Below are 17,411 nucleotides of genomic sequence, written 5' to 3' on the forward strand. Positions count from 1 at the left end.
CGATCCGACACAAAACGAAAGGCCCCTCATCGAGGGGCCTTTTTCTTTGCTACCAGGTGTCGATGTTTGGACGCTTCTTGTGGCTGTGCGCCGGCCGCGGCTTGGCTTCCAGCAACGCGGTGGCGATCCAGCGCCGTGAATCGGCGGGATCGATCACCTCGTCGACCTCGAAGTAGGTCGCGGTGCTGAGCGCCTTGCCGCGCGCGTAGGCCGCCGCGACCATCTTGTCGAACAGGGCGCGGCGCTCATTCGGGTCGCTCACCGCCTCCAGCTCCTTGCGGAAGCCGAGCTTCACCGCGCCTTCCAGACCCATACCGCCGAACTCGCCGGTCGGCCAGGAGAGCGCGAAGACCGGCGCATGGAACGAGCCGCCGGCCATCGCCTGCGCGCCGAGCCCATAGGCCTTGCGCAGCACGATGGTGCCGAACGGTACGGTGAGGTTGGCGCCGGTGACGAACAGCCGCGAGCAGTGACGGACCAGCGCGGTCTTCTCGATCTCCGGCCCCACCATCATGCCCGGCGTGTCGCACAGGAACAGGATCGGGATGTCGTAGGCGTCGCAGAGCTGCAGGAAGCGCGCCGCCTTGTCCGAACCGTCACTGTCGATGGCGCCCGCGAGATGCACGGGATTGTTGGCCACGATGCCGAGCGGCTTGCCCTCGATGCGGCCGAACGCCGTCACCATGCCGGGGCCGAAGGCGCGGCGCACTTCGAGCACCGAGTCCTCGTCGCACAGGGTCGCGATGACGTCGCGCACGTCGTAGACGCGCAACCGGTTCTCCGGGATCGCGCGGCGCAGCAGGCGCTGGTCGGCGGCGCGCCACTCGGGCAACGCACCCTGGAAGTACGAGAGGTATTTCTTGGCGACGGCTACAGCCTCGGCTTCGTCCTCGACCGCGATGTCGACCACGCCGTTGGGCACCTGCACGCCCATCGGACCGACTTCCTCAGGCGAGAAGACGCCGAGATTGCCGCCTTCGATCATCGCCGGACCGCCCATGCCGATCGACGAGTTCTTCGTCGCGATCACCACGTCGCAGCAACCGAGGATCGCGGCATTGCCGGCAAAGCAGCGACCCGAGTTGATGCCAACCAGCGGCGCGACGCCGCTCAGCCGACCGAAGATATGGAACGCCATCGTGTTGAGACCGGCCACCGACTGCACGTCGATGTCGCCCGGCCGTCCGCCGCCGCCCTCGGTGAAGAAGACCAGCGGAATGCGCTGCTTCTCGACGATCTCGAACAGGCGGTCCTTCTTGTGGTGGTTGTTCTTGCCCTGCGTGCCCGCCAGCACCGTGTAATCGTAGTGGGCGATCGCGACCCGGCTGCGCTCGGGTCCGAACAGCGAACCGTTCACGCGACCGATGCCGGTGATCAAGCCGTCGGCCGGCGTCTTCTCGATGAGGTCCTCGACCGTGCGGCGCGTGCGCTGGCTGGCGATCGCGAAGGCGCCGTACTCGACGAAGCTGTTGGGATCGACGAGGTCGTCGAGATTCTCGCGCGCCGTCCGCTGGTTGGTCTTGCGCCGCCGCGCCACCGACTCCGGCCGCTTCTCGTCGAGCGTCATCGCCCGGCGTTCGAGATACTCCGCGAGGTCGGGGCGAACGTGGTCGAGGTCGATCTTCTCCTCGACCGAAGTGCCCTTCACCTCGACCTCGGCCTCCTCGACGAACAGCAGCGAGTGACCTTCGTACACGGTTTCGCCGGCCTCGACGGCGATGCGCCGCACATAGCCGCGCGCGGGGCTGCGGATCTCGTGCTGCATCTTCATCGCATCCATGACCAGCAGCGCCTGGCCGGCCGCGACCGCATCGCCCTCCTTCACCGACAAGCTGACGATCGTGCCCTGCATCGGCGCCGGCACCGCGACCGTGCCTTCGGGGGCTTCGCTTTCGACGGCAACCGACGCGGTCTCGACCTTCGCCTTGCCGAAGGCCAGCACCGCCAGCGGATCGACGTTGTCGACCCTTGCACCGACCTGGCGCGTCGACGCAGCCGCGGGCGCCGCGCCCTCGAAGTAGAGGCCGGCCTTCAGCTTGCCCGCGGTCTCGATCAGCGACGCAGCCTGTTCGTCGACGAAGCGCGTATGGACCTTGTCGGCGCGGAAGTCCGGATGAGCAATGAGCGCGCGCAAAAACGCGATGTTCGAGGGTGCGCCTTCCAGCCTGAAGGCCGCGAGGGCACGCTCCGCCCGCTGCAATGCGCCGTCGAAGTCGCCTGCATGCACGACCACCTTGGCCAGCAGCGAATCGAAGCTGGGGTTGGTGCGATAGCCTGCATAGCCATAGGTATCGACGCGGATGCCGGGGCCCGAAGGCGGTTCGAACGAAGTAAGCGTGCCGCCGCCCGGCTTGGCCGAACCGTCGGCCGTCATGGTCTCCATGTTGATACGAAGCTGGATGGCATGGCCGCGCGGCGACGCCTTGCCGACGTCGGTCTCGTCGAGCGAAGCGCCACCGGCGAGACGAAGCTGCGTCTTCACCAGATCGACGCCCCAGACTTCCTCGGTGACGGTGTGCTCGACCTGCAGGCGTGGATTGGCCTCGATGAAGCAAAAGAAATCCACCGCCGCATCGTCGACCAGGAACTCGAAGGTGCCGAGGCTGCGATAGTTCACGGCTTTGGCCATCGTCACCGCCGCTTCGATGATCTGCTGACGCATCGCCTCCGCCAGATGGGGGCTGGGCGCCAGCTCCACGACCTTCTGGCTGCGGCGCTGGATCGTGCATTCGCGCTCGCCGAGCGCGACGATGCCACCCTTGCCGTCGCCCACGATCTGCACCTCGATGTGACGCGCACGCGCGATCAGCCGTTCGACGTACAGCGCGCCGTTTCCGAAGGCCGACTGTGCCTCGGCCGACGCGCGCGCGAAGGCCTCTTCGATCTCGCTTTCCCGCGTGACGATGCGCATGCCGCGACCGCCGCCGCCCGCGATCGCCTTGATGACGATGCCGGCCTTGCGATGCTTGGCGAAGAACGCCTTCACGCCTGCGACATCGACGGCGCCGTCGGTGCCCGACAGGACAGGCGCCTTGTTCTTCCCGGCATGGGCGCGCGCCCGCGCCTTGTCGCCGAACAGATCGAGCTGCTCCGGTGTCGGGCCGACGAAGACAAGCCCCGCTTCGGCGCAGGCCTTCGCGAAGGCGGCATTTTCCGACAGGAAGCCGTAGCCCGGATGCACCGCGTCGCAGCCCGCGTCCCTGGCTGCCGCGATCACGCCGGCGATGTCGAGATAGGCGGCCGCGCCGCGTCCCTTCAGCGGCCGCACCTCGTCAACGCGGCGAACATGCAGCGAGGTCGCGTCGTCCTCCGAATGGACGCCCACGGTTGCGATGCCGAGTTCGGCGGCGGCCTGGGCGATGCGGATGGCGATCTCGCCGCGGTTGGCGATCAGGAGTTTCTTGAGCATGTCTGCGTGGGGTAAAACCCCCTCCATGTCGAAAAGGCTGCTCATTGTGGCGCACGCCCCGTCGGAGAACACCCTCTCCCTGAGAGAGGCTGTCGAACGCGGCGCGCGCAGCGAAACGGATATCGACGTTCGGGTGATCGCTCCCTTGCAGGCCGGCCCCAACGACGTGCTGGCCGCCCAGGCCGTAATCCTCGGCACGACCGAAAACCTCGGTTACATGAGCGGCGCGCTAAAAGACTTCTTCGACCGCAGCTACAATGCCTGCCTGGAGAAGACGCAAGGGATGCCCTGCGCCCTCTACATTCGGGCCGGCAGCGACGGCACCGGCACGCGCCGTGGCGTCGAGACGATCCTCACGGGCCTGCGCTGGCGTGCCGTCCAGGAGCCCCTTCTGTGCAAGGGTCCTTGGCAACCCGCCTTCGTCGAGCAGTGCGAGGAGCTAGGCGCGGCCATGGCGGCCGGTCTCGCCGCCGGGATCTTCTGACGCCCTACTGCGCGGTGTAGCCGCCGTCGACGACGAGGCCCGAGCCGGTCATGAAGCCGGCATCGTCCGACGCCAGGAACACGATGCCCTTGGCGATGTCCTCGGCGACGCCCAGTCGGCCGATCGGGTGCATGGTCTGCGAGGTCTTGCGCGTCGCTTCGGTGTCGTTGCTGCCGAGCGCCCGTGCCCGCATAGCGAAGGTCTGCTGGCCCATGTCGGTATCGATGACACCGGGATGCACCGAGTTGACGCGCACCTTGTAGCCCTTGCGGCCGAACTCCAGCGCCGTCGACTTGGTGAACAGGGTGACGCCGCCCTTGGTCAGCGAATAGAGCGGATCGAGCTGCGAGCCGACGAGGCCCGCCACCGAGGCGAGGTTCACGATCGCCGAACCGTGCGCGCTCTTGGCACCGCTTGCCTTGAGATGCGGGAGTGCGACGCGCGTGCCCAGCACGACGCCCGTCAGGTTGACGGCGACGAGCTTGTGCCACTCGTCCATCGACGCTTCCTCGACGCCCTTGCCGACGAAGACGCCGGCATTGTTCACGAGAATATCGAGCCCGCCGAACTTCTTGACCGTCGCATCGATGGCAGCGGTCCAGCTCGCCTCCTGCGTCACGTCGAGGGGAACGAACATCGCCTGGCCGCCGGCCGCTTCGATCTCCTTCGCCGTCTGGCGACCGCGCTCTTCCAGCACGTCGCCGATCGCCACCTTGGCGCCGACGCTGGCCATCAGTTTCGCCGCTTCGCCGCCAATGCCGCGCGCGGCGCCGGACAGGAATGCCACCTTGCCATCGAGCCTGTTCATGATGCGTCTTCCTCCTGATTATTTTACCGACCATCCCAAAGCCGCTATGGTCCGCGCAAGGCAGAACGCCGAGAGCAACGGACGTTCGGGAGGAAATTCAAACCATGTCGCGAAACGCGCGGCGCGGCTGGCTGGTCGCGGCGGCGGCAATGATGGCGATCTGCATCTTCGCCATCTGGCAGTCGCTGCTTCTGTCTCTCACCGACAAGCTCGGCCCCGGCCCCGGCTTCTTTTCCTTCTGGCTCGCCCTGCTGGGTGTTGTGTTCGCCGGACTGTTGATCCTCGACGTCTGGCGCAAACCGCAGATCGACAGCGACGAGACACTCTTCCCGCGTGGCGAAAGCGCCTTCCGCGTGCTGATCATCATCGGCGCCGTTGCCGGTGCGACCCTGCTGATGGGGTGGGTCGGCTTCGAGCTTGCCATGCTTGCCTTCATCGCCGTGCTCACCTTTGCCCTCGGCGAACGGCGCTGGTATGCGATCGGCCTGTTCGCCATCGCCGGCAGCTTCGGCGTCTATTACGTCTTCACGCGCTGGCTCGACGTGCTGCTGCCACCCGGACCCTGGGCCGCCTGATGGACTCACTCACACACCTGATGGCAGGCCTTGGCGCCGCCCTCTCGCTCAACAATCTGCTGTTCGCCTTCGTGGGCTGCGTGCTCGGCACCCTGATCGGCGTACTGCCGGGCCTCGGACCGGCCGCCGGCACCGCGATCCTGATCCCCCTCACCTTCAACCTCGATGCGACCGGCGCCATCATCATGCTGTGCGCCATCTACTATGGCGCGATGTACGGCGGCACGATCACCTCGGTGCTGATCAACGTGCCGGGTGAAGCGGCGTCGGTCGTCACCTGTATCGACGGCTACCAGATGGCCAAGCAGGGACGCGCGGGCTCGGCGCTCGCCATTGCCGCGATCGGTTCGTTCGTCGGCGGCACCGTGGCCACGATCCTGCTGGTCGTGGTCGCGGCACCGCTCGCCAGCCTCGCGCTGAAATTCGGCCCGGCAGAATTCTTCGCCCTGATGGTCGCGGGCCTCTGCCTCGTGGTCGGCCTTGCTGGCCGCAACATCCTGGCCGCCCTGCTGATGACGTCGCTCGGCCTGCTGTTGTCGCTGATCGGCATGGACCCGGTGCGCGGCGCGCCGCGCTTCACGTTCGGCATAGAGGATCTCTACGACGGCATCGGCTTCGTGCCGGTGGTGATGGGCCTGTTTGGCGTCGGCGAATTGCTGCTGGCGGCGGAAGCGCGCCAGACGCACCTGATCCAGGCCGATCTCAAGAAATGGTATCCCAGCCGGGACGAATGGCGCCGCTCGACCGGCGCCATCGGGCGCGGGACCGTGATCGGCTTCATCCTGGGCCTGATCCCCGGCGTCGGTGCCATCGTGCCGACCTTCATGGCCTACGTGCTGGAGAAGCGCGTTTCCAAGACGCCGGAGCGCTTCGGCAAGGGCGCGATCGAAGGCGTGGCTTCGGCCGAAACGGCGAACAACGCCTATGCCAACGGCTCGATGGTGCCATTGCTGGCGCTGGGCGTGCCGAGCTCGCCCACGATCGCAGTGCTGATGGGCGCCTTCATCGTCAACGGGCTGACGCCGGGTCCGTTCCTGTTCCAGGAGAAGCCGGAACTGGTGTGGACGGTCATCGCCTCGTTCTTCGTCGGCAACGTGCTGCTGCTGATCCTGAACCTGCCGCTGGTCGGCCTGTGGGCGCGGCTGCTCAAGATCCCCTTCTCCTATCTCTGCACCGGCGTGCTGATCTTCTGCATCATCGGCGCCTACGGGCTGAAGCAGAGCCTGTTCGACGTCTGGGTCATGCTGGGCTTCGGCGTGCTGGGCTACATCCTGCGCAAGCTCGACTTCCCGATCGCGCCGGCGATCCTGGCGCTGATTCTGGGGCCGATGATGGAGAAGTCGCTGCGAACGACGATGGAAATCTCGGGCGGCAGCTTCGCGATCTTCCTCGACCGTCCGCTGGCGCTCGCGTTGCTGGCGATCCCCGTGATGGTGCTGGTCGCGATCATCGTGCGGCCACGCGCCTTCGCCAACCTGAGACAAACAGACATCGAATAACAAGGAGGACTCACATGCTTCGCAGACGCACCCTGATCGCCGCGGCCGGCGCCACCGCCCTTGCAGGCCCCGCCCTGGCGCAGCCCGCCTTCCCGCGCAAGGCGGTGCAGATGATCGTCGCCTTCCCGGCCGGCGGTAACACCGACATCGGCGCGCGCATCCTCGCCTCGATCGCCGAGAAAGAACTGGGCCAGCCCATCACGGTCGTTAACAAAGGCGGCGCCGGCGGCCAGATCGGCTTCACCGAGGGCGCCCGCGCCCGGCCGGACGGCTACACCGTCACCTTCATCAACCTGCCGAGCGTCAGCACCATCGTGCTCGATCCCGAGCGCAAGGCGGCGTTCAAGATGGACAGCTTCATCCCCGTCGTGAACCAGGTGCTCGATCCCGGCGTCGTGTGGGTGAAGGCCGACAGTCCCTACAAGACCTTCGCCGACCTGCTCGACGCGGCCAAGAAGGCGCCGGGCAAGATCAGCGCCTGCACCACCGGCATCCTGAGCGACGACCACCTGGCGATCCTGATGGTCGATGACGCGGCCAAGGTCGATTTCCGCATCGTCCATTTCGAGGGCTCGGCGCAGCAGCTCACCGGCGTGCTGGGAGGCCATGTCGACTGTGCCTTCGACAATGTCGGCGGCATCGTGAAGCGCGTGAAGTCGGGCGAACTGCGCGCCCTCGTCGTCACCGACGATGTGCGCTCCAAGTTCCTGCCGGACGTGCCCACGACCAAGGAACTCGGCATGCCGTCGGTGATCTCCTCCTCGACCCGCGGCATCGCCGTGCCGAAGGGCACGCCCGCCGACGTGATCAAGGTGCTGGAGACCGCCTTCCTCAAGGCGATCAACGATCCCGAGCACATCAAGAAGATGGACGAACAGGGCCTCGCCCTGAAGCCGCTCGTCGGCGCGGACTATGCGAAGTACTACGCGGACTCGCATGCGGCGGCGACGAAGTACACGGAGTGGGCGCTTAAGCAACGCTAGGGCTTTCGTCAGAAAGCCCTGGTGGGCGGCAGCGCTTGTAATCAAGCGCGAGAGCCCACACCGCGCAGAATAGATAAGAATATTCTTGCTGCAGCTTTGACCCCTCCGCCCTCGTATGACGAGGGCACCTCCCCTTCGCGGGACCCGCGAAGGGGAGGAAGGTGTCCTACCTACTTCTTCCCGAGCTGATTGAACGGAATATCCTTGTCGACCCGAATGTCGGCCGGCAGTCCGAGCACCCGCTCCGCCACGATATTCCTCAAAATCTCATCCGTGCCGCCGGCAATGCGGAAGCCCGCGCCGCCGATCCATTGCGCCTGGAAGCCGGCCGCGAACGGCACATCCTCCTTCATGATGCCGGCGTGACCCATCAGCTCCATGGCGAAGGCGCCCATGTCCTGCATCTTGGGCGCCGCCACGATCTTGATGATCGAGGACTCGGGCCCCGGCGTCTGACCCTTGGAGAGCGCCGTCAGCGTGCGGTAGCGCGTGAGCTTCAGGCCCTGCTGCTGGACGTACCAGTCGGCGATCTTCGAGCGGACCTGCTGGTTGCGGATCGCCGCGCCGTCTTCCAGCTCGGTCTCGCGCGCCAGTTCCATCAGCTCGTCGATGTCGAGGCCGCCCGAGGGCAGGCCGACGGCGAGGCGCTCGTTCATCAGCGTCGTGAGTGCCGCCTTCCAGCCCTCGCCCACCTTGCCGAGGCGCTGGCTGTCGGGAATGCGCACGTTGGTGAAGAACACCTCGTTGAAGTTGGCGCCGCCCGACATCTGCTTGATCGGCCGGACTTCAACGCCAGGCGTCTTCATGTCGAGGAAGAACATGGTGAGACCGGCGTGCTTCGGAACATTCGGATCGGTGCGGGTGATCACGATGCCGAAGTCGCAATAGTGCGCGCCCGACGTCCAGACCTTCTGGCCGTTGATGATCCAGTCATCACCATCGCGCTCGGCCTTGGTGCGGATGCCGGCCACGTCGGATCCTGCCGCCGGCTCGGAGAAGAGCTGGCACCAGACTTCCTTTCCGTGCAGCGCCGGCTTCACGTAGCGCTGCAACTGCTCGGGCTTGGCATAGGCCATCATGGTCGGGATGCACATGCCCAGCCCGATGTCGAAGAAGCCCAGCGGCACCAGGTAGTTCGCTTCTTCCTGCTGATAGATCACCTGGAGGATCGGCGAAGCGCCGCGGCCGCCGAACTCCTTCGGCCAGGTGAGGCGGGCGTAGCCGGCGGTGGCCTTCTTGTCCTGCCACTCCTTGGCCTTCTTCAGCAGCTCCGGATCGTCGTTGCGGGCGCGGAAGCTCTGCTTGTCGTCGCTCTTGCGCGTGGCGTTTGCGTCGAGCCAGGTGCGCACTTCCTTGCGGAAGGCGGCTTCTTCGGGGGTATCGTTGAAGTCCATCGTTCCCTCCTAGGCCGCGTTCTTCTGTTCGAGACGGGTCACCAGCTTGTCTTTCCAGGCCATCGGACCGCCGATCGACAGCGCCATCAGGCGCGAGCGGCGATAGTGGAACTGCGTGTCGGCCTCCCAGGTGAAGCCGATGCCGCCATGGGTCTGGATGTTCTCCTTGGCCGCGAAGTCGTAGGCATCCGTCGCCGCGATGCGCGCGGCCGCGGCGGCCAGCGGCAGGTCGGCGCCGCCCTCGGTCAGCATCATCGCGCCGTAATAGGCATTCGAGCGCGCCAGCTCGAGCTTCACGTAGCAGTCCGCCAGCTTGTGCTTGATCGCCTGATAGGAGCCGATGGCGCGGCCGAAGGCGTTGCGCTGCAGCGCATAGTCGCGCGCCATCCACATCGCCGCTTCGGCGCCACCCACCTGAGCGAAGGCGAAGTAGACAGCCGCCGCGTCGTACAGCCGTTCGAGCAGGCGCCAGCCTTCGCCCTCGCCGCCCAGCAATTCGGCCGAGGCATCGCTGAAGGTGAGTTCGGCATGCTTGCGCGCCGGATCGATCGTCTCGATGCGCTTCTTCGTGACAGCCTTCTGCGTGAGATCGACCAGCACAAGGGACACGGCGCGATCGCCCGAGCCGCCGGTGTTGGCGAGCGCGATGGCAAAGGTCGCGGCCTCGCCGTCGGTCACCGGCAGCTTCTTGCCGTTGAGGCGGCCGCCACCGAAGGTCGTGCGAGTGTTTCGCGGCTTGGGCGGCTGCGCGCCCTCGGCGATGGCCAGCGTGCCGATCGCCTTGCCCGACGCAAGTTCCGGCAGCCATTTCTTCTTCTGCGCGTCCGAGCCCGCCAGCTTCAGCGCTTCGGTGGCCAGCACGACCGAGGTGTCGAACGGCACCGGCGCCGCCGCACGGCCGACCTCCTCGGCCGCGACGCAGACCTCCAGCGGCGACAGGCCCATGCCGCCATACTCTTCGGGAATGCCAAGGGCCGGCACGCCAAGATCGACGAGGCCTTTCCAGACATCATCCGCATGGGTTTCATTGCCGTCGAGCACGCGCCGCACCACTTTGGTGGGGCACTTGTCGGCGAGGAATTTGCGAACCTGCTCCTTGAGCAGCTTCTGGTCGTCGGAGAAATCGAAGTTCATGATGCCGGACCCTAGCAAGCCCGCTCGGCTCGGGGAACGGTTCTAGGTTCCGACAGGCGGGTTGTGTTTCGTATTACGGTGAACGTCATGAATGCTGACCAAATCAAGGACTGGCACGCACATGTCTACTTCGACGAGGCGTCGCGCGAGGCCGCATGGGCGCTCCGCGAGCGCATCGAGAAGAGCTTCCCCATCGAGATGGGCCGCTTCCATGAGAGGCCGGTGGGACCGCATCCCCGCTTCAGCTACCAGGTCGGCGTGAAGAACGAGCAGTTCCTGCCGTTCATGTCGTGGCTGACCCTGAACCGCGGCGATCTTACGGTGTTCATTCATCCCAACACCGGGCACGATCTCGAAGATCATCGCGACCGCGCGATCTGGATGGGCCAGCAGGTGCCGCTGGTCCTCGACATCTTCACGAAGAAGGATTGACCGATGGACTCCCTGCTCCCGCTCGCCCAGCGCGTCGGCGAAAAACTGAAGGCCCGCAAAGAGACCGTCGGCATTTCCGAATCCTCGGCCGGTGGATTGGTTTCCGCCGCGTTGCTCGCCGTCCCCGGCGCCTCGGCCTACTTCATGGGCGGCGCCGTGGTCTACACGCGACCGGCGGGCGATGCCTTCCTCGCGGTGCCGCGCGAAAAGCGCGCCGGCGTCCGCTCTTCTTCCGAGCCGTGGGCGCTGCTGGCCGCCGAGCATGTGCGCGGGCGTCTCAAGACGACCTGGGGTCTCGCCGAGACCGGCGCCTCGGGCCCGACCGGCAATTCCTATGGCGATCCGGCGGGCCATACCTGCGTGGCCGTCGTCGGCCCCAACGGCAGCGTCGCCCGCACCCTGCGCACCGGCTCCGATGATCGCGTGGCCAACATGCGCGCCTTCGCCGCCGAAGCGCTCAAGCTTCTCGACGAACAGCTTTCCTGAGATCAGGGAGCGGGTCGCCTCAGCGCGGCGACCGCGAGAAGCACCCAGCCCGCGATGAAGGCCAGACCGCCGACTGGCGCGACAGCGCCGAACCATCGCGGGCCGCCGAGCGCCAGGCTGTAGAGCGCGCCGGGAAACAGGATACTGCCGGCGAGGAAGAGCCACAGGCCGGCGACGGCCAGCCGGACGTTCACCAGCTTCGCGCCGGCAAGGGCGCACACGCCCAGCATCGCCAGGGCATGGAAGATTTCGTAGTGGCTCCCGGTCTGCAGCAGGTCCCGCGCCCTGCGGCTGGCTTCGGTGCCGACATCGAAGCCATGGGCGGCAAAGGCGCCCATCGTGACGGAGACGGCGCCGCTCAGCGCGGCAACGACGATCCAGCCTCTCCCCGCCGCGCCGCCCATCGGCGTTACTGCAACGGCCGCGACGGCCGTCCGCCGGCGGTCATGCCGCCGTCGATCACCAACTCCTGGCCGGTGATGTAGTTGCCGGCGTCGGTGCAGAGGAACAGCACGCCGTTGGCGATGTCCTGCGCCTCGCCCACGCGCGGCAGCGGCACCGAAACGGCGGCCCGCTCGCGCGGATCGATCGGCGCGTTGCGGCGATTGCCCTCGGCGCCGGTCGGGATCTTCTCCCAGATCGGCGTGGCGATGATGCCGGGGTGCACCGAATTGCAGCGGATATTGTCGGCCGCATGTTCGAGCGCGACCGACTTGGCAAGCAGCCGCACGCCGCCCTTGGTTGCCGAATAGGCCGCGAGGCCCGGCGCGCCGCGCAGGCCGGCCACCGACGACATCAGCACGATCGAGCCGCCGCCCCCGCGCTTCATCGCCGGGATCGAATGCTTGATCGAGAGGAACACGCCGTCGAGGTTGATGGCCTGCTGCTTCTGCCAGTCGGCGAGCGCCATGGTCGCGATCGGCGACATGATGCCGATGCCGGCATTGGCCACCATGATGTCGAGGCAGCCATAGCGCTTCTCGGCCTCGGCGATAATGCCCGGCCACGCCGCCTCGTCACGCACGTCATGGCGCAGGTAGTGCGCCTTGCCGCCCGCCTTGGTGATTCGCTCGACGACACCCTTGCCCAGGGCGTCGTCGATATCGGTGATCAGGACCGACGCGCCTTCGCGCGCCAGCGTTTCGGCACAGGCCTCTCCGATGCCCGAGGCACCGCCTGTTACGACGGCGACCTTGCCCGCGACCTGTGCCATGGAACGCTCCCTTAGCGGTTCTTCCAGTTGCCGGGGCGCTTCTCGGCGTATGACTTGACGCCTTCCTTGAAGTCCTCGGTCTTGCGCGTCCAATCCTGCTCGGTGAGCTCGCGCTCGGTCGCGGCCTCGGCGCCGTCGGCGAAGCCACGACGCATCGTCTCACGCGTCGACATCACGGCGAGCGGCGCGCTCTCGGCGATTTCCTGCGCGAGCTTGATCGCTTCCTTGCGCACGTCGGCGAGCGGCGCCAACACGTCGGCCATGCCCCACTCGACGGCCTGCTCGCCACCGATGCGGCGGCCGGTCAGGAACATCAGGTTCGCCTTCTGCTGGCCGATCAGGCGCGGCAGGGTGAAGGTGAGCGAGAAGCCCGGGTGGAAACCGAGACGCGTGAAGTTGGCGGCGAAGCGCGCTTCCGGTGCGGCGACGCGGAAGTCCGGCATCAGGGCGAGGCCGAGGCCGCCGCCGATCGCCGGGCCCTGGATCGCACCGACGCTCGGCTTCTTCGAGCGGAACAGGCGCGTGGCTTCCTTGTAGAGATGCTTGCCGCTCTCGGCCGCGCCGGTCTGCGGGCGGTTGGCGAAATCGGCGCCGGCGCAGAACGACTTGCCCTGGGCGCACAGCACGTAGGCGCGGATCTTGTCGTCGCGATCGAACGCCTCGAAGGCGTCCGCGATCTGGTTGATCAGCGAGTTGTCGAAGAAGTTGTGCGGCGGCCGCTGAATCTCGACGATTCCGACCGCGCCTTCAGTGCTGACACCGATATCCTTGAAGGTGGCGCTCATACGTTTTCTCCCACGTTGAAAATCCGGTTAACTTGGGCCGGATACTGCCCCGGCAGGGGGCACGCGTCGATACGGGAGGAAAGAGAATGCCGCAAAGCGAACGTCACGCCCTGGTGCTGGGCGGAGGCACAATGGGCGTCGGAATCATCGCCATGTTCCTGGGCGGCGGCTGGAAGGTGGACGTCGTGTCGCGCTCCGCCTCGACCCGCGACGGGTTACCCGCGGTCACCGCACGGGCGCTCAAGGCCATGGGAAAGCCGGACGACGTGTCGGGTCTTGCGACCTACGCGACCCTCGAGGAGGCACCCTGGGCCAAGATCGACATCGTCGTCGAGACCGTGACCGAGGACCTGGCGCTCAAGCAGAAGATATTCGCCGACATGGAGCGGCTTTCCCGCCCCGGCGTGCCGCTGACCTCGAACTCGTCGAGCTTCCCGATCAGCGAGATCGGCAAGGGCCTCAAGACCCAGGACCGCATGATGGGCCTGCACTTCTTCATGCCCGCGCACCTGATCCCGCTGGTCGAAGTCGTGCGCTCCATCCACACCGATGTGGCACTCGCCGAGCAGGTCGGCGCGATGATGAGCGAACTCGGCAAGCGGCCGGTGCAGGTGAAGAAGGACGTGATCGGCTTCCTGGGCAACCGCATCCAGGGCGCGCTGATGCGCGAGGCGCTGTGGCTGATCGAGGAAGGCGTCGCCTCGCCGGAAGACATCGACGCCACCGTGCGCCTGTCCTTCGGCTTCCGTTACGCCGCCGCCGGCCCGATCACCCAGAAGGAGCATTCCGGCTGGGACACGACCTGTGCCGTTGCCAAGATCATCTGGCCCGACCTCAACAATTCGGACGGCCCGCCGCCGGTGCTCCAGAACAACGTCGACAAGGGCCGCATCGGCTTCAAGACCAAGGGCGGCTTCTTCGATTGGGATGATGCCTCGATAGCAAAAGAGCGCGCCCGATATGAGCGCGCTCTTTCAAAGTGCCTGGAAATCTTCCGCGAGGAAGGAATTCTCTAGAAGCTAGGCGGCGCGGCCCCGGCCGCGACCACCACCGGCGCCGCCTCCGCCGCCGAAGCGACGGCCCTTCCACTGGGGACGCGGACCCTGCGGACGATCGCCGTAGGGACGCTCACCCTGCGGACGGTCACCGTGGGGACGGTCACCATGGGGGCGATCACCGTGAGGGCGATCATTGTGCGGACGGTCGCCCTGCGGACGATCGCCGTGCGGGCGGGACACATACTGTCCACCGCCGCCATTGTGGTTCGGACGATCGCCCTGCGCGCGATCGAAGCGGTCGCCGCGCGGACGGTCGCCGAACGAGCGCTCGCCGTGCGGGCGATCATTGTGGGGACGATCGCCGTGCGGGCGATCGCCGTGAGGACGGTCGCCGCGCGGACGATCGCCGAACGGACGATCACCCTGCGGGCGCGGGCCACGCGGACGGTCACCGTAGGGACGGTCACCCTGCGGGCGATCACCATACGGACGATCACCGTGCGGACGCTCGCCGCGCGGACGGTCACCCTGGGGACGCTCACCCTGCGGGGCATCGCGGAAGTCGCCGCCGCGGAACTGATTGTCGGCATGCGCCGGCGGACGGTCGCCGCGCGAACGATCGTGGTTGGCGCGATCGCCGAACGAGCGATGACCGCCGGGACGGCCACCACCACCGGGACGGCCGCCGCCACGCGGACCACCACGGCCCTCGCGGGGACGCTCGTCGCGACGATCATCGCGATCGTCGTCCTCGGCGCGCGCCTTGGCCGGCGGCAGCTGCGGCATGTCCTCGTTGGCCGGCGTCGGCACGACCGGGATGCGCTGGTTGGTCAGGCGCTCGATGCCCTTGAGCTGGCCGCGCTCGCTGCCGTCGCAGAACGAGATCGCGATGCCCGAGGCGCCGGCGCGCGCGGTGCGGCCGATGCGATGGACGTAGCTCTCGGCGTCGGCCGGCAGCTCGAAATTGATGACGTGGGTCACGCCCTGCACGTCGATGCCGCGCGAGGCGAGATCGGTCGCGACCAGGACGCGGGCCTTGCCGCGGGCAAAGTTGTCGAGCGCCTTCTGGCGGGCGTTCTGCGACTTGTTGCCGTGGATCGCCTCGGAGCGCACGCCGCGATCTTCCAGCGCCTCGGCGACGCGGTTGGCGCCGCGCTTGGTGCGCGTGAAGATGATGACGCGCTCGAGGCTCTCGTCCGTCAGGAGATGGTTGAGCAGGGTGCGCTTGAGGCCGGCGTTCACGAAGTAGACACGCTGGTCGATGCGCTCGACGGTGCGGCCCTGCGGCGCGATCTCGACCTTCTCGGGGTTCTTGAGGATTTCCGAGGAGAGCTTGGCGATGTCGTTCGGCATCGTCGCCGAGAACAGCAGGGTCTGGCGGTTCTTCGAGACCGAGGCCGCGATACGACGGACGTCACGGATGAAACCCATGTCGAACATGCGATCGGCTTCGTCGAGGACGAAGAAGCTGACCTGTCCGAGCTTCACGTTGCCGCGCTCGACCAGGTCGAGCAGACGGCCGGGCGTGGCGATCAGGATGTCGACGCCGCGCGCCAGGGTCTCGATCTGACGGCCGTAGCCCAGACCGCCGACGACGGTGCACAGGCGCAGGCCGAGGCCGCGACCGTAGGTGTCGAAGCTGCGCGCGATCTGGACCGCGAGTTCACGGGTCGGCGCCAGCACGAGGGCGCGCGGGCTCTTGGGCTGGGCGCGTTCCTTGTTCTCGAAAAGATGCTGCAGCACGGGCAGCGCGAACGCCGCCGTCTTGCCGGTGCCGGTCTGGGCGATGCCCAGCACGTCGCGGCCCTGCAGCAGGGCGGGAATGGTGCGCGCCTGGATGGGCGTCGGCACGGTGTAGTTCGCCGCGTTCAACGCACGCAGCAGCGGCTCGGCCAGACCGAGATCCGCAAACGTAACTTCACTCACTGAAAATCCTTACATGCCGCCTGGCATGCCATCCCGGGCACGCGCATCTGTGGCGGCTTTAGGCCCGTTCCCGCGCGCGGCTGGGACGGCTCTTGTCCTGGGGGATTGTCTCGGGATGAGGCGCCGTCACAAAGGAATGGGGCGCGTCGCGCGATCGCGAGAAATCTTTGTAGGCCCGCTACCTGCGGGCTGGCGCGTATATGATGGTGCAGCGCAGCGAAGTCAAGCCGAATGCTGGCCTTCAGACGAACTGCACCCTAAAGTAGCGGCAAAACAAGCACTTACAGGGAGCAAGCGATGCGCCGCCGACACCTTCTCAGTCTCACCGCCGCGACGATGGCCGCCCCGGCGATCGTGACCAACGCCTGGGCCCAGGGTTTTCCCAACAAGCCGATCCGCATCCTCATTCCCTACGCGCCGGGCGGCACTTCCGACATCCTGGCCCGCCTGATGCAGCCGCATCTGCAGGCAGCCCTCGGCCAGTCGGTCGTCGTCGAGAACCGCACCGGCGCCAACGGCAACATCGCCGTCGACATGATCGCGAAGTCCGCGCCCGACGGTTACACGCTGGTGCTGACCGATCTCGGCAACCTCACCATCTCGCCGTCGGTGATGAAGCTGCCGTTCGACGTCGCCAAGGACTTCAACGCGGTCACGGTGCTGGCCTACACGCCGCACCTGCTCGCCTCCGCGCCCGAGCGGCCCTACACGACGGCGGCCGAGTTGATCGCCTTCGCCAAGGCCAATCCCGACAAGCTCAATTACGCGACCGCGGGCCTCGGCAGTGCGCCGCATCTCGCGGGCGCGCTGTTCGCCCATTCGCTCGGCCTCAAGATCACCTTCATCCCGATGAAGGGCGGCGCCGAGGCGATCCAGCAGGTCGCGGGCGGCCACGCCGATGCGCTGTTCAACGGCATGATCGCCACGCTCCCGCACGTGAAGAGCGGCAAGCTGCGCGGGCTCGCCGTGTCGAGCGCCACGCGCAACGAGCTGGCGCCCGAGCTTCCAACCGTGATCGAGGCGGCCGGCATCAAGGATTTCGTGACGGGAAGCTGGCAGGGTTTCCTCGCCGCCAAGGGCACGCCGCCGGAAGTGCTGGAGCGGCTCTATGTCGAGATCGAGAAGACAACCAAGATCCCCGAAGTGGCGGCGCGCCTGAAGGAGCTCGGCGCCGATCCGGTCCTCTACAAGCCCGCGCAGAGCGATACATGGCGTGCACGCGAGGTCGAAAACTGGGCGAAGGTGGTGAAGGATACCGGCATCAAGCTCGAATAAGCTGCGGGAG

16 protein-coding genes are annotated in these 17,411 nt (G+C 66.9%); 8 read left to right on the plus strand and 8 right to left on the minus strand.

All coding sequences use genetic code 11. The features are described from left to right. Positions 1-49: 49 nt before the first annotated feature. Entirely contained in the window at positions 50-3,409 is a 3,360-nt protein-coding gene (locus AC1RP5_RS26020) for a carboxyl transferase domain-containing protein (RefSeq protein ID WP_493115608.1), read from the minus strand. A 25-nt stretch (positions 3,410-3,434) separates the two neighbouring features. On the opposite strand from AC1RP5_RS26020, the gene AC1RP5_RS26025 reads away from it, so the two are divergent. After that, a complete protein-coding gene (locus tag AC1RP5_RS26025; RefSeq protein WP_493115610.1) occupies positions 3,435-3,893 on the plus strand; it encodes a flavodoxin family protein in 459 nt (152 codons plus the stop codon). A gap of 4 nt (positions 3,894-3,897) precedes the next feature. On the opposite strand, the gene AC1RP5_RS26030 is transcribed toward AC1RP5_RS26025, so the two are convergent. Then, the gene (locus AC1RP5_RS26030; RefSeq protein WP_493115612.1) at positions 3,898-4,701 is read right to left on the minus strand and encodes an SDR family NAD(P)-dependent oxidoreductase; all 804 of its coding nucleotides are present in this window, start codon (positions 4,699-4,701) and stop codon (positions 3,898-3,900) included. Between the two features lie 104 nt (positions 4,702-4,805). Here AC1RP5_RS26030 and AC1RP5_RS26035 point away from each other — a divergent pair, with 104 nt between their 5' ends. Genes AC1RP5_RS26035 through AC1RP5_RS26045 form a run of 3 tightly spaced genes read left to right on the plus strand, consistent with a single transcriptional unit; the run spans position 4,806 to position 7,758 of the window. Continuing rightward, complete coding sequence (locus tag AC1RP5_RS26035) at positions 4,806-5,276, plus strand: tripartite tricarboxylate transporter TctB family protein (RefSeq protein ID WP_493115613.1); 471 nt, start codon at positions 4,806-4,808, stop codon at positions 5,274-5,276. Next, positions 5,276-6,775 (plus strand): tripartite tricarboxylate transporter permease, encoded by a 1,500-nt coding sequence (locus tag AC1RP5_RS26040; RefSeq protein WP_493115615.1) that lies wholly within the window; start codon positions 5,276-5,278, stop codon positions 6,773-6,775. Before AC1RP5_RS26035 ends, AC1RP5_RS26040 begins: the two co-directional genes overlap by 1 nt. Before the next feature lie 14 nt (positions 6,776-6,789). After that, positions 6,790-7,758: a tripartite tricarboxylate transporter substrate binding protein gene (locus AC1RP5_RS26045; protein ID WP_493115616.1), complete on the plus strand. Its 969-nt coding sequence runs from the start codon at positions 6,790-6,792 to the stop codon at positions 7,756-7,758. Positions 7,759-7,928: 170 nt separating this feature from the next. On the opposite strand, the gene AC1RP5_RS26050 is transcribed toward AC1RP5_RS26045, so the two are convergent. After that, positions 7,929-9,152, minus strand: coding sequence for an acyl-CoA dehydrogenase family protein (locus AC1RP5_RS26050; RefSeq protein WP_493115617.1), 1,224 nt, complete (start codon positions 9,150-9,152; stop codon positions 7,929-7,931). Positions 9,153-9,161: 9 nt separating this feature from the next. Further along, complete coding sequence (locus tag AC1RP5_RS26055; RefSeq protein ID WP_493115619.1) at positions 9,162-10,286, minus strand: acyl-CoA dehydrogenase family protein; 1,125 nt, start codon at positions 10,284-10,286, stop codon at positions 9,162-9,164. Positions 10,287-10,373: 87 nt separating this feature from the next. Between AC1RP5_RS26055 and AC1RP5_RS26060 the strand changes: the two genes are divergently transcribed. Both AC1RP5_RS26060 and AC1RP5_RS26065 read left to right on the plus strand, forming a co-directional pair. After that, the gene (locus tag AC1RP5_RS26060) at positions 10,374-10,718 is read left to right on the plus strand and encodes a DOPA 4,5-dioxygenase family protein (protein ID WP_493115621.1); all 345 of its coding nucleotides are present in this window, start codon (positions 10,374-10,376) and stop codon (positions 10,716-10,718) included. A gap of 3 nt (positions 10,719-10,721) precedes the next feature. Then, a complete protein-coding gene (locus AC1RP5_RS26065) occupies positions 10,722-11,204 on the plus strand; it encodes a CinA family protein (RefSeq protein ID WP_493115623.1) in 483 nt (160 codons plus the stop codon). Between the two features lie 2 nt (positions 11,205-11,206). Here the strand turns inward: AC1RP5_RS26065 and AC1RP5_RS26070 are convergent, their stop codons facing one another. From AC1RP5_RS26070 to AC1RP5_RS26080, 3 genes are read right to left on the minus strand one after another with little or no spacing between them, the layout of a single operon-like run. Continuing rightward, a complete protein-coding gene (locus tag AC1RP5_RS26070) occupies positions 11,207-11,608 on the minus strand; it encodes a DUF423 domain-containing protein (RefSeq protein ID WP_493115625.1) in 402 nt (133 codons plus the stop codon). Positions 11,609-11,613: 5 nt separating this feature from the next. Beyond that, entirely contained in the window at positions 11,614-12,417 is an 804-nt protein-coding gene (locus AC1RP5_RS26075) for an SDR family NAD(P)-dependent oxidoreductase (RefSeq protein ID WP_493115627.1), read from the minus strand. Between the two features lie 11 nt (positions 12,418-12,428). Continuing rightward, entirely contained in the window at positions 12,429-13,202 is a 774-nt protein-coding gene (locus tag AC1RP5_RS26080) for an enoyl-CoA hydratase/isomerase family protein (RefSeq protein WP_493115629.1), read from the minus strand. An 86-nt stretch (positions 13,203-13,288) separates the two neighbouring features. On the opposite strand from AC1RP5_RS26080, the gene AC1RP5_RS26085 reads away from it, so the two are divergent. After that, positions 13,289-14,218: a 3-hydroxyacyl-CoA dehydrogenase family protein gene (locus AC1RP5_RS26085; protein WP_493115631.1), complete on the plus strand. Its 930-nt coding sequence runs from the start codon at positions 13,289-13,291 to the stop codon at positions 14,216-14,218. 3 nt (positions 14,219-14,221) lie between these two features. On the opposite strand, the gene AC1RP5_RS26090 is transcribed toward AC1RP5_RS26085, so the two are convergent. Further along, a complete protein-coding gene (locus tag AC1RP5_RS26090; protein WP_493115632.1) occupies positions 14,222-16,126 on the minus strand; it encodes a DEAD/DEAH box helicase in 1,905 nt (634 codons plus the stop codon). A 297-nt stretch (positions 16,127-16,423) separates the two neighbouring features. On the opposite strand from AC1RP5_RS26090, the gene AC1RP5_RS26095 reads away from it, so the two are divergent. Next, positions 16,424-17,401, plus strand: a complete 978-nt coding sequence (locus AC1RP5_RS26095; protein WP_493115634.1) for a Bug family tripartite tricarboxylate transporter substrate binding protein — start codon at positions 16,424-16,426, stop codon at positions 17,399-17,401. Positions 17,402-17,411 lie beyond the last annotated feature (10 nt).

The organism is Reyranella sp. GW821-FHT12G01 (assembly GCF_058806575.1).

Coding starts and splice junctions, on each gene's coding strand:
- AC1RP5_RS26020 (WP_493115608.1), bottom strand. CDS start 3,409: ATGCTCAAGAAACTCCTGATCGCCAACCGCGGCGAGATCGCCATCCGC.
- AC1RP5_RS26025 (WP_493115610.1), top strand. CDS start 3,435: ATGTCGAAAAGGCTGCTCATTGTGGCGCACGCCCCGTCGGAGAACACC.
- AC1RP5_RS26030 (WP_493115612.1), bottom strand. CDS start 4,701: ATGAACAGGCTCGATGGCAAGGTGGCATTCCTGTCCGGCGCCGCGCGC.
- AC1RP5_RS26035 (WP_493115613.1), top strand. CDS start 4,806: ATGTCGCGAAACGCGCGGCGCGGCTGGCTGGTCGCGGCGGCGGCAATG.
- AC1RP5_RS26040 (WP_493115615.1), top strand. CDS start 5,276: ATGGACTCACTCACACACCTGATGGCAGGCCTTGGCGCCGCCCTCTCG.
- AC1RP5_RS26045 (WP_493115616.1), top strand. CDS start 6,790: ATGCTTCGCAGACGCACCCTGATCGCCGCGGCCGGCGCCACCGCCCTT.
- AC1RP5_RS26050 (WP_493115617.1), bottom strand. CDS start 9,152: ATGGACTTCAACGATACCCCCGAAGAAGCCGCCTTCCGCAAGGAAGTG.
- AC1RP5_RS26055 (WP_493115619.1), bottom strand. CDS start 10,286: ATGAACTTCGATTTCTCCGACGACCAGAAGCTGCTCAAGGAGCAGGTT.
- AC1RP5_RS26060 (WP_493115621.1), top strand. CDS start 10,374: ATGAATGCTGACCAAATCAAGGACTGGCACGCACATGTCTACTTCGAC.
- AC1RP5_RS26065 (WP_493115623.1), top strand. CDS start 10,722: ATGGACTCCCTGCTCCCGCTCGCCCAGCGCGTCGGCGAAAAACTGAAG.
- AC1RP5_RS26070 (WP_493115625.1), bottom strand. CDS start 11,608: ATGGGCGGCGCGGCGGGGAGAGGCTGGATCGTCGTTGCCGCGCTGAGC.
- AC1RP5_RS26075 (WP_493115627.1), bottom strand. CDS start 12,417: ATGGCACAGGTCGCGGGCAAGGTCGCCGTCGTAACAGGCGGTGCCTCG.
- AC1RP5_RS26080 (WP_493115629.1), bottom strand. CDS start 13,202: ATGAGCGCCACCTTCAAGGATATCGGTGTCAGCACTGAAGGCGCGGTC.
- AC1RP5_RS26085 (WP_493115631.1), top strand. CDS start 13,289: ATGCCGCAAAGCGAACGTCACGCCCTGGTGCTGGGCGGAGGCACAATG.
- AC1RP5_RS26095 (WP_493115634.1), top strand. CDS start 16,424: ATGCGCCGCCGACACCTTCTCAGTCTCACCGCCGCGACGATGGCCGCC.